The sequence below is a fragment of the Pantoea sp. Pa-EAmG genome, assembly GCF_030024295.1.
Taxonomy (GTDB): Bacteria; Pseudomonadota; Gammaproteobacteria; order Enterobacterales; family Enterobacteriaceae; genus Pantoea; species Pantoea dispersa.
Genome location: NZ_JASEWO010000166.1, coordinates 1 through 9657, shown reverse-complemented (window position 1 = coordinate 9657; position 9657 = coordinate 1). Strand labels below are relative to the sequence as shown.

The 9657-nt window shown below is 56.9% G+C and carries 9 protein-coding genes; 2 read left to right on the top strand and 7 right to left on the bottom strand.

Features of this window, described 5'->3' with window-relative positions:
* The first annotated feature begins 62 nt into the window (after positions 1–62).
* Positions 63–515 carry a transposase gene (locus QMM04_RS18045; protein WP_058757345.1) on the top strand — a complete coding sequence of 151 codons (453 nt, stop codon included), beginning with the start codon at positions 63–65 and terminating at the stop codon, positions 513–515.
* Positions 516–583: 68 nt separating this feature from the next.
* Here QMM04_RS18045 and QMM04_RS18040 read toward each other — a convergent pair whose 3' ends face one another.
* From QMM04_RS18040 to nac, 4 genes are all read right to left on the bottom strand, one after another.
* Entirely contained in the window at positions 584–2365 is a 1782-nt protein-coding gene (locus tag QMM04_RS18040) for a thiamine pyrophosphate-requiring protein (RefSeq protein ID WP_282996678.1), read from the bottom strand.
* A gap of 126 nt (positions 2366–2491) precedes the next feature.
* Positions 2492–3331 (bottom strand): GNAT family N-acetyltransferase, encoded by an 840-nt coding sequence (locus QMM04_RS18035; protein WP_282996677.1) that lies wholly within the window; start codon positions 3329–3331, stop codon positions 2492–2494.
* Between the two features lie 93 nt (positions 3332–3424).
* Positions 3425–4384, bottom strand: coding sequence for an HTH-type transcriptional regulator Cbl (gene cbl, locus QMM04_RS18030; RefSeq protein ID WP_021509789.1), 960 nt, complete (start codon positions 4382–4384; stop codon positions 3425–3427).
* A gap of 257 nt (positions 4385–4641) precedes the next feature.
* Positions 4642–5559: a nitrogen assimilation transcriptional regulator NAC gene (nac, locus tag QMM04_RS18025; protein WP_058757341.1), complete on the bottom strand. Its 918-nt coding sequence runs from the start codon at positions 5557–5559 to the stop codon at positions 4642–4644.
* 185 nt (positions 5560–5744) lie between these two features.
* On the opposite strand from nac, the gene QMM04_RS18020 reads away from it, so the two are divergent.
* The gene (locus tag QMM04_RS18020) at positions 5745–5894 is read left to right on the top strand and encodes a hypothetical protein (protein WP_155519939.1); all 150 of its coding nucleotides are present in this window, start codon (positions 5745–5747) and stop codon (positions 5892–5894) included.
* A 122-nt stretch (positions 5895–6016) separates the two neighbouring features.
* Here QMM04_RS18020 and QMM04_RS18015 read toward each other — a convergent pair whose 3' ends face one another.
* The 3 genes from QMM04_RS18015 to QMM04_RS18005 are packed head-to-tail and all read right to left on the bottom strand — an operon-like array spanning position 6017 to position 9495.
* Complete coding sequence (locus QMM04_RS18015) at positions 6017–7048, bottom strand: ABC transporter permease (protein ID WP_058777949.1); 1032 nt, start codon at positions 7046–7048, stop codon at positions 6017–6019.
* Between the two features lie 14 nt (positions 7049–7062).
* Positions 7063–8547 carry a sugar ABC transporter ATP-binding protein gene (locus tag QMM04_RS18010; RefSeq protein ID WP_021509786.1) on the bottom strand — a complete coding sequence of 495 codons (1485 nt, stop codon included), beginning with the start codon at positions 8545–8547 and terminating at the stop codon, positions 7063–7065.
* 33 nt (positions 8548–8580) lie between these two features.
* On the bottom strand, positions 8581–9495 hold the full coding sequence (locus QMM04_RS18005; protein ID WP_282996676.1) for a sugar ABC transporter substrate-binding protein: 915 nt from the start codon (positions 9493–9495) through the stop codon (positions 8581–8583).
* Positions 9496–9657 lie beyond the last annotated feature (162 nt).

Below are 9657 nucleotides of genomic sequence, written 5' to 3'. Positions count from 1 at the left end.
CCCTCTTCTAATGGCTTTACGCAAATAAAAGGAGCACATTCTTTTTGCACAAGGAGGTCATAATGAAAAATCGCAAATATCCCCGCCTGAAGCATTATAATTATCGTTCGGCAGGCGCCTATTTTTTAACGCTGGTGTGTCATCAGCGTCGCTCCTTATTTGGCGATATACATCTTGGCATAATGATAGCCTCGCCTTTAGGGAATATCGTTATCTCCGCCTGGAACGAGGTTCCGCGCCGGACGCGTTTCGCCACGCTTGATACATTTGCGCTGATGCCCAATCACTTCCATGCCATCCTGTGGTTACAGGAACGTAATGAACGCTCCATCAATCAAATAATTAATTTGTTTAAAGGCGGCGTCACGCGCCAGGCAGGATATAAAATCTGGCAACGCAGCTTCTACGATCGCGTTATCCGCAATGAAAACGAATTACTGCATATACGGCAATATATTATGGATAATGCAAAACGGTGGGAATCAGATCGATTGTATATTCCAGGTGCGCATTAATGCGCACCCTACAGTGAAACAGTAAATATGTAGCCCGGCGTTATCCCGGGCATAAGCAGGACGGCGCGCTAACCCTTGCTGTGCAGCAACTGGCTGGCGGTGTCGCTAATCACCTGCGCCATGCCGCGGTCGCCCTTCGCCATTGACGACATAAAAGCTTTGGCCTGCTTAAGCGTGATATGCGGCGGCAGCGGGGCCACTTCCGGATCGGTTTTCACCTCCAGCAACACCGGTCGGGTGGCGCTGAGCGCCTGCTGCCACGCCGCCGCCAGGTCTTCGGGCCGGTCGACATAGATGCCCTGCAAACCGAGGCTGTCGGCAAAACGCGCATACTGCACATCCGGCAGCTGCTGCGAAGCTTCAAAGCGTGGATTGCCTTCCATTACCCGCTGTTCCCAGGTGACCTGATTAAGATCCTGATTATTGAACACGCAGACAATCAGGCGCGGATCGGCCCACTGCTGCCAGTATTTCTGAATGGTGATCAGTTCGGCGAGGTTGTTCATCTGCATCGCCCCGTCGCCCACCAGCGCCACCACTGGCTGAGTGGGAAAGGCAAATTTCGCGGCGATAGCAAACGGGACGGCAGCGCCCATGCAAGCCAGCCCACCCGACAGCGTGGCGCGCTGGCCCTGCTTCACCCGATAATCGCGCGCAAACCAGTTGGCGCAAGAGCCCGAGTCCGAGGTGACAATTGCATCTTCCGGCAGCTGCGGGGACATCTCCCACACCACACGCTGCGGATTGACCGGGTTGGCGGGCGCCATGGCGCGCTGTTCCATCAACGTCCACCAGTCGCGCACCTGTACCGCGATCTCCTCCTGCCAGTGGCGATCCGCTTTATGCGTCAGTAACGGCAACAGCGCACGCAGGGTCTCTGCCGCGTCGCCATGCAGATTGACCTCGCACGGATAGCGCAGCCCCAGCATCGCCGGATCGATATCGATTTGTACCGCGCGCACTTTACCTTCCGGCGGCAGAAATTCGGTCCACGGAAAACCGCTGCCAATCATCAGTAAAGTGTCGCAATTCTGCATCAGCTCCCACGACGGTTTGGTGCCGAGCAGGCCAATCGAGCCGGTGACGAAAGGCGCATCGTCCGGCAGCACGTCTTTGCCCAGCAGCGCTTTGGCTACGCCCGCGCCGAGCAAATTGGCAATCTGCACCACTTCAACCGCAGCACCGCGCGCACCAGCACCAATCAGTACCGCAACTTTTTTGCCGGCGTTAAGTACCTCAGCGGCACGGCGCAAATCCTCGTCGTAGGGCACAATCTTCGGCCGCTGATAGCCCGGCCCGGAATGGGTAAATCCGTGCGCATGCTGCGGTGGCTGCCAGTTCTCATCCTGCAGATCTTTCGGCAGGATGATCACCGCGACGCCGTTCTGCGCTTTGGCAATGCGCACGCCACGATCGACCAGATGCTGGATCTGCGCCGGGGCTGCCGCTTCCTGCACAAAGTTCGCCACATCGGCGAAGATGCGGTCTAAATTCATCTCCTGCTGGTAGCTGGCGCCGCGTGCGGTGGTTTCCGCCTGGCCGGCAATCGCCAGCACCGGCGCGTGATCCATTTTGGCATCGTACAGGCCGGTCAGCAGATGGGTGGCACCGGGGCCGCCGGTCGACAGACAGACGCCGAGCTCACCGGTAAATTTGGCGTGACCAGCAGCCATAAAGGCCGCCATCTCTTCATGTCGCACCTGAATAAATTCGATGCCTGCACCGGCTTTATTGGCCCGCTGGATAGCGCCCAGCACGCCGTTGATGCCATCGCCCGGATAGCCATAAATGCGCGTGACGCCCCATGCCTGCAGGCGTTCAACAAAGAAATCGCTGGTTTTCTTGCTCATGACGGGCTCTCCCTTAGACGTTTGCAATAAACGTTAAGGGTAGCCGACGAAATGGAATGTGACAGATTACGCCTGTTCGGCGACGTTTGCCGCGTCTGGCTTAGAAATCTCCGCCGTTACGCTTAGTTAACCCAGCGCAGGCGAGACCAGCGCAAAGGTCTGCGGCCCGTTCGGTGCCGCCCGCCACGGTGTGCCGTGTACCATCGCATAAGGCGCATCGACCTGCGCCAGCCCAAGGTTGAGCAGCCACGCGCCGAGCCGGTCATCGGGCGTGTCGAGCCGGACAAACTGCTGCGTCAGATCCTGCATCAGCTGCGACACCAGCGCCTGCGCCGCCGCAACATCGTCAGCAATCACCGGACCGATAGTCCAGCCGTGTCCAAAGCGGCGGCGACTGGCAAACCCCTGCAACCTGCCCTGTGCATCCTGCAGCACCACGCTTTGCGCCAGCAACTGCTGATGCAGACGCGTGCGCCGCAGCCCGTTCGCCTGATAATCCAGTGCGTCGATGGCGGCGGCATCCGCTTCAACGGCCAGCCGCAGCGTCATGCCATCCGGTACGATTACCGCAGGCTGCTGCGCCAGCGCGCGCGTCTGGTGCTGCGCCACGCGATCGCAGGCCTGGAAGCCGAGCTTCTCATACAGCACCTGCCCCATATCGGTGGCGTGCAGCCGCACGTTGCAGCCGGAGAATTTTTCCAGCATTGCCTGCATCACCTGGCGGCCAATACCGCGTCCGCGCGCCTGTTCGCTCACAATCACCAGACCAATAGTGGCGGCATCCGGCCCCCAGCGCCAGCCAATCGCCCCGCCGAGATAGTCGCCCTGCGCCTCAATCACCACGCCTTCACCCAGGGCGATGAGCTGCTGCCAGTCTTCGCGGCGGTGCGCCCAGCCCAGTTGCTGAGTCAGGCGATAACCCGCTTCGGCGTCCGCGAGGGTCATGGCGCGCAATATCGTATTCATTCTGTTCTCCCTGAGAGGCGTTCTGCCCGCCAGCTTGCCACGTCCGTTTGGGGAAGCAAATAAAAAAGGCCCGCACCGGGCCAGAGAGGAAACTCAGATTTGGAAATCGATGGCGGGTTCGTCGTCGGTTTCGTAAGAGAGCGCCTGCCGTTTGATCTCTTCCAGTGACAGGTTAGCGTTACACAGTTCAAGGAACTGCCAGACGTAGTTGCGCTGGAGCTGGCCGCGCTTCAGCCCGAGCCACACGGTGTTGGCATCAAACAGATGGTGAGCATCGATCTTCACCAGGTCTTCGCCATCGTAAATATCGCACGCCTGATCGGCGAGGATACCGACGCCCAGCCCGAGTTCGACATAGGTTTTCACCACGTCAGAATCCTGCGCGCTGAGCACGATATCCGGGCGGAGGCCAGCCGCCTGGAAGGCGCGGTCCACGCGCGAGCGACCGGTAATCCCCTGACGATAGGTGATCAGCGGATGGCGGCTGAGGCTGGCGAGCGTGACCGGCTGATTCGCCAGCAGTTCGTGATCGTGCGGCACCAGCAGCGAGTGGTGCCAGCTGAACCATGGGAATGCCGCCAGGCTGGTGTTATTCACCAGCTGCTCCGAGGCGATGCCGACATCGGCCTCACCGGCCAGCAGCATGGCGACGATCTCCTGCGGTGAACCCTGATTGAGTTCCAGCCGCACGTTGGGATAGAGCTGGCGAAACGCTTTGATGACGCGCGGCAGGCTATAGCGCGCCTGGGTGTGCGTGGTGGCGATGGTCAGCACGCCGCTGGTTTCATTGGTAAACACATCCGCCAGCCGGCGCACTTTGCCGGCCTCATCAAGGATGCGTTCAGCAATGGTCAGCAGCGCTTTGCCCGGTTCGGTCATGCCTAACAGCCGCTTGCCACGACGAATGAAGATTTCCACGCCCAGTTCATCTTCCAGATCGCGAATATGCCGGCTCACCCCCGATTGCGAGGTAAACAACGTATTGGCGACTTCTGTCAGGTTGAATTCGCAACGGGCCGCTTCGCGTATAATTTTAAGTTGCTGGAAATTCACACCCTTTTCTCCTGTTTCCTGCCCTGTTTCGTCCATGTTATGAAGTTGGTGTGATTGCAACAAATAATAAAAAACGGTGTGTTATGCGCAATAGTAATAAGCGTGGGGTTGGGGATGGGTGCGATTTGCCGCCCTCACCCATGAGGAGAGAGCGGATCGCGCGAGATTGAGATGGCGTGCCGGGATAGATGGCCGCGCCAGACGGTTCCCTCTCCCCCAGGCGGGAGAGGGTTAGGGTGAGGGAAAAAACCTCTCTATCACCCCACTAACATCAGTTCGCGCTCCTCCACCATCGGCTTATTCAGCAGCGACAGCAGAATATTTTTGACCGCCTGCGCCGATGGCGACAGCGGCAGGCGCGCTGAGACGTTCAGCGACAGCGGCAGATTCAGCGATGGACTGTTAATGCGTGCCATCCACGCATGCGTTGAACTCACCAGCGCGCGTGCCGCCGATTCCGGCAGTACGGTAACGCCCATGCCGCTCGACACCGCCGCGGTTAAGGTCGAGATCGACTCAATTTCACCGATGATTTTTGCACTCAGGCGACGCAGCGAGAACGCTTCGTCCACGCGTTTGCGCACTGCGCTGTAGTCACGCGGCAGGAACAGGTTCATCTGCGCCACGTCAGCCAGATCCACCGTAGCACCCGGACAGGCCGTCGCCCCTACCAGATACAGCTCCTCTTTCATCAGCGGAATGCTGTTGATACCGGCAGTCGGCGCGCGATCGTACAGCACGGCCATATCCAGCTGGCCATTCATCACTTTCTCATTGAGTGAAGTGCCGCTGTTCTCGTGCAGATAGACCAGCACATCAGGATATTGCTCGCGCACCGTTTGCAGCAGCGGCATGGTGAGCGAAGAGGCTGCCGTGCCCGGCGCGAGGCCAATCGATACCTGACCATTGAGCGCCTGGCCAGCGTTGATTACCGCTGTCTGCGCCTGTTCGCACTGGCGCAGGATGGTGCGTGCGTGAGCATAAAGAATTTTACCGGCTTCGGTTGGCGTTACGCCGCGCTTGGTGCGGATCAGCAACTGCTGGTCGAGTTCGTTCTCCAGCGTCGCCACCTGTTGGCTGAGTGCAGGTTGTGCGATATGCAGGACTTCTGCTGCCTGCGTCAGGCTGCCGATATCGACGATTTTTACAAAGTATTTCAGTCGTCTTAAGTTCATATTGCCTCCGTCACGGATCCCCGAATGCCCAAATGATGAGTTCTCAGCCTGCTGGCTTGTGACAAAGAAATTGCAATATGCAGGCCAGGTTTGATCTTTACCCGGCGGGCACTGACCAGAATTTTCCTAACGAACGGGAAAATAAGCGTTTCTGATTACCCCGAATGGGTTAATAAGTGCCGCACATGACCCATAACGTTTATCCGCTGGCGATGACGCACCCTGATGGTGCAGCATTTGCGAGGCAGATGTGCAAAAAAGTGATGACTGCGCGTGCTGCTGTGGTGCAAAACGGGCAGAAAATGCACGGATTGCGGGGGCAGAAAGGAGAATAAAGAGAAATTGCGCGGTGGCTATCAGTGGGAAAACTTATTGTGTCTGACGATGCCGGCAGCCCGGCAGCGTGCAATTACCGCCTTAACCCTGCTCCTCTCCCGGAAGAGAGGAGCAGAACGGGTTAGCGTTTTTTGCGGTTGCGGTGCATATCAATTGAAACCGCCGCGACGATGATCATCCCTTTGATGATGTCCTGCACGTAAGCATCGACGCCAACAAAGGTAAAGCCACTTTTGATTAAACCGAGGATCACTGCGCCGATCAGCGTGCCGGTAATCCGCCCGACGCCGCCCATCAGGCTGCTGCCACCGATAACTGCGGCGGCGATGGCGTCGAGTTCATACGCCATGCCCATGCTCGACTGGCCGCTGCTGACGCGCGCCGCCAGCACCACTCCCGCCAGACCCGAGAGCGCCCCGGCGATGGTATACACGATGATCAGGTATTTATTAACGTTGATGCCCGACACTTTGGCGGAAGTCATGTTGCCGCCAATCGCATAGACATATTTGCCGTAGCGGGTGTGTTTGAGTGCGATGTGGAACAGGAAGGCGACCACCAGGAAGATAATCACCGGCATCGCGCCCTGACCGATGGAGGTGAAACCGTCCGACAGGAAGCTGATCGGGTTGCCCTGGGTATAATATTGTGCCAGACCGCGCGCCGACACCATCATACCAAGCGTGGCGATAAACGGCGGAATACCGGTTTTGGTGATCAATACGCCGTTGACCACGCCGCACAGCAGGCCGACGCCGATGCCGGCGACGATCGGGATGGCGGCAGGCAGATTGACCAGCGACGGATACATCGGCGACAGGCTGTCAGACGTCTGTGCCAGGCTGGCGGCAACCACCGCCGTCAGGGCGATAACCGAACCGGACGACAGGTCGATACCGGTAGTAATAATGACCTGGGTGACGCCGACGGCGATAATACCGATGATCGCTACCTGCAGCACAATCAGCACTAAACGGTTGGTGTTGAGCAAAAATGACTGGTCACGCACGTACCAGCCGGCTATTTCAAAAATCAGCGCAATGCCTAACATCACGACAAAGATGCCGGTGTCTTTCGGCAGTTTATGGCGCAGATTGCCGAAGAAAGAACTCTGTTCGGTGGCCTGCGGGGCCGTTACTTTTACGTTACTCATAGGGGTCTCGTGCCTCACTCGGATGCCAACGACAAAATGGTTTCCTGGTCGGCCTCTTCTTTATCGAGGATGCCGGTTATACGTCCGCCGTGCATCACCATCACCCGGTCGCTCATGCCGAGAATCTCCGGCAGCTCAGAGGACACCATGATGATGGCCACGCCACGGTTAGCCAGTTCACTGATCAGGCGGTAGATTTCGGCTTTAGCGCCAACATCAATGCCGCGGGTTGGTTCATCGAGGATCAGAATCTTCGGTTGCGCCAGCAGCCAGCGCGCAATCAGCACCTTCTGCTGGTTACCGCCACTGAGGTTATTGATGATCTGATCCATGGTCGGCGTTTTAATATTGAGTTTGCGGATCTGCTCCATGCAGTCCTGCGCCATCTTCATGTGGCTAACGAAACCGCTTTTGCCGATGTAATCGGGCATATTGACGATGCTCATGTTCTCCAGCACTGACAACACCAGAAACAGCCCGGACTTTTTACGGTCTTCGGTGAGAAATGCCATGCCCTTCTCAATCGCCGTTGAGGGCGAATCGATTTTCACCGGCACACCATCAATCAGCACTTCACCGCTGTCGAAGCTTTCCATGCCGAACAGGCTCTCCATCACCTCGCTGCGTCCGGCACCCACCAGCCCGGCCACGCCGAGGATCTCGCCTTTGCGCACGCTGAAGCTGACATCGGTAAAGCGATCTTTGCAGGTCAGATTGCGCACCGTCAGCACTTCTTCGCCGATGGCACTGTTGAATTTAGGGAACAGCTGCGTCAGTTCGCGTCCCACCATCTGGGTGATCAGCGACTGACGGGTAAAGGCGGTGGTGCTGTTGCTGCCGACCCAGGTGCCGTCGCGGAAGATGCTGATCTCATCGGTGATGGCGAAAATTTCATCCATTTTATGGCTGATATAGATGATGGCTTTGCCCTGGGCACGCAGGTCGCGGATGATGGTGAACAGATGCGCCACTTCAGTTTCCGTCAGCGCCGAGGTAGGTTCATCCATAATCACGATGTCGGAGTTCCACGACACCGCTTTGGCAATTTCCACCATCTGCTGGGACGCAATGCTGAGCTCGCCGACCAGCCGATCGGCTTTCAGACGGATATTCAGCTTGTTAAGCAGTTCCTGCGTCTGCTGATTGAGCTTGCCGTGATCGACAAAGCCGTATTTCATCGGTTCACGACCGAGCCAGATATTCTCTGCCACGGTCATGTAAGGCACCAGATTCAGCTCCTGGTGAATCATGGAAATGCCGGAACGCAGCGCGTCCATGGTGTCCTGAAACTGCACTGGCTCCCCTTTAATGCGGATGGTGCCCTTATCGGGACGATACATCCCGATAAGGCATTTCATTAAAGTGGATTTGCCCGCGCCATTTTCACCCATCAGGGCATGTACCGACCCCGGTTTAATGCGTAGTGAGACATTGTCGAGTGCCTTCACTCCGGGGAAGAACTTGCTGATGCCTTCGGCTTCAAGCGCAAAAGCGGTCATACATCACCTCCGTACGGCTAAGTCGGTTACGGTTTATTTCTGGTTCTGACTGGCAAATTTTTCGTAGTTATCTTTGGTGATCAACTGGAACGGGATATCGACCACTTTCTGCACTTTCTCGCCGTTAATCAGCTTGACCGCCGTCTGTACCGCGCCTTCACCCTGACCTTTCGCATCCTGGAACACCGTGGCGACCATTTTGTCGTTCTTGATCATCTGCAGTGCATCCGGTGTACCATCCACACCGGCGACCAGAATGTGATTCGGGTTTTTGCCCAGCGCCTGCAGCGCACCGATCGCCATTTCATCGTTGTTAGAAGCAATGGCCTGAATGTCATCGCCGGCGGTCAGCCAGTTACTCACCACGTCCACCGCATCATTACGGGTGAATTTGGCGGTCTGTTTCTGTACCACTTTAATGCCCGGATATTTGGCGACCACCGCTTCCACGCCTTTGGTGCGTTCACGGGTTGATTCGTTAGCCAGGTCACCCAGCAGAATCGCCACGTTGCCTTTGCCGTTCATCTTTTTCGCCAGCGCTTCCATCTGCAGACGGCCTGCCAGTTCAGAATCCGAACCGACAAACGCCATTTTGTCTTTCAGCTCACCCGATGGTTTGCGGTTGACGAATACCAGCGGCACGCCGGCCTTAGCGGCGGCATCCACCAGCGGTTTCACCGCGTTGGTATCGACCGGGTTCACGATGATGGCGTCAACACCCTGACCAATGAAGTTCTGCACCTGCTGCAGCTGCTGGGCCACGTCGCCTTTGGCGTCTTCTACCTGGCCTTTGATATTGTCTTTTTGCATCTCTTTCTGCATGGCTGTGCGCAGGATGGTGAGGAAGTTGTCATCAAACAGCGCCATAGAAACGCCCAGCTGGATATTTGTTAACGTGCTCAGGTTGGCTGAGTCCGCGAATGAAAAATATCTTTTACATTCACTCAACGTCGCTGGCGTTTTTTTTCTGTTCGTAGAGGTAAGGCTTCTGGTCTGACGCTATCGGTACCGTGCTGCTCCTTTTTTCAACATCTTCCTTATCAATATGTTACTTTCGCAAGAAGCATCGAGCGGACAAAACTCGTTTCGGGCGTGATGATAAGCAGTTCA

Excerpts from the sequence above, each read along its gene's own strand:
- QMM04_RS18015 (WP_058777949.1), bottom strand. The coding sequence starts at position 7,048 with ATGAGTAACGTAAAAGTAACGGCCCCGCAGGCCACCGAACAGAGTTCT.
- QMM04_RS18045 (WP_058757345.1), top strand. The coding sequence starts at position 63 with ATGAAAAATCGCAAATATCCCCGCCTGAAGCATTATAATTATCGTTCG.
- QMM04_RS18020 (WP_155519939.1), top strand. The coding sequence starts at position 5,745 with ATGACCCATAACGTTTATCCGCTGGCGATGACGCACCCTGATGGTGCA.
- nac (WP_058757341.1), bottom strand. The coding sequence starts at position 5,559 with ATGAACTTAAGACGACTGAAATACTTTGTAAAAATCGTCGATATCGGC.
- QMM04_RS18010 (WP_021509786.1), bottom strand. The coding sequence starts at position 8,547 with ATGACCGCTTTTGCGCTTGAAGCCGAAGGCATCAGCAAGTTCTTCCCC.
- QMM04_RS18035 (WP_282996677.1), bottom strand. The coding sequence starts at position 3,331 with ATGAATACGATATTGCGCGCCATGACCCTCGCGGACGCCGAAGCGGGT.
- QMM04_RS18040 (WP_282996678.1), bottom strand. The coding sequence starts at position 2,365 with ATGAGCAAGAAAACCAGCGATTTCTTTGTTGAACGCCTGCAGGCATGG.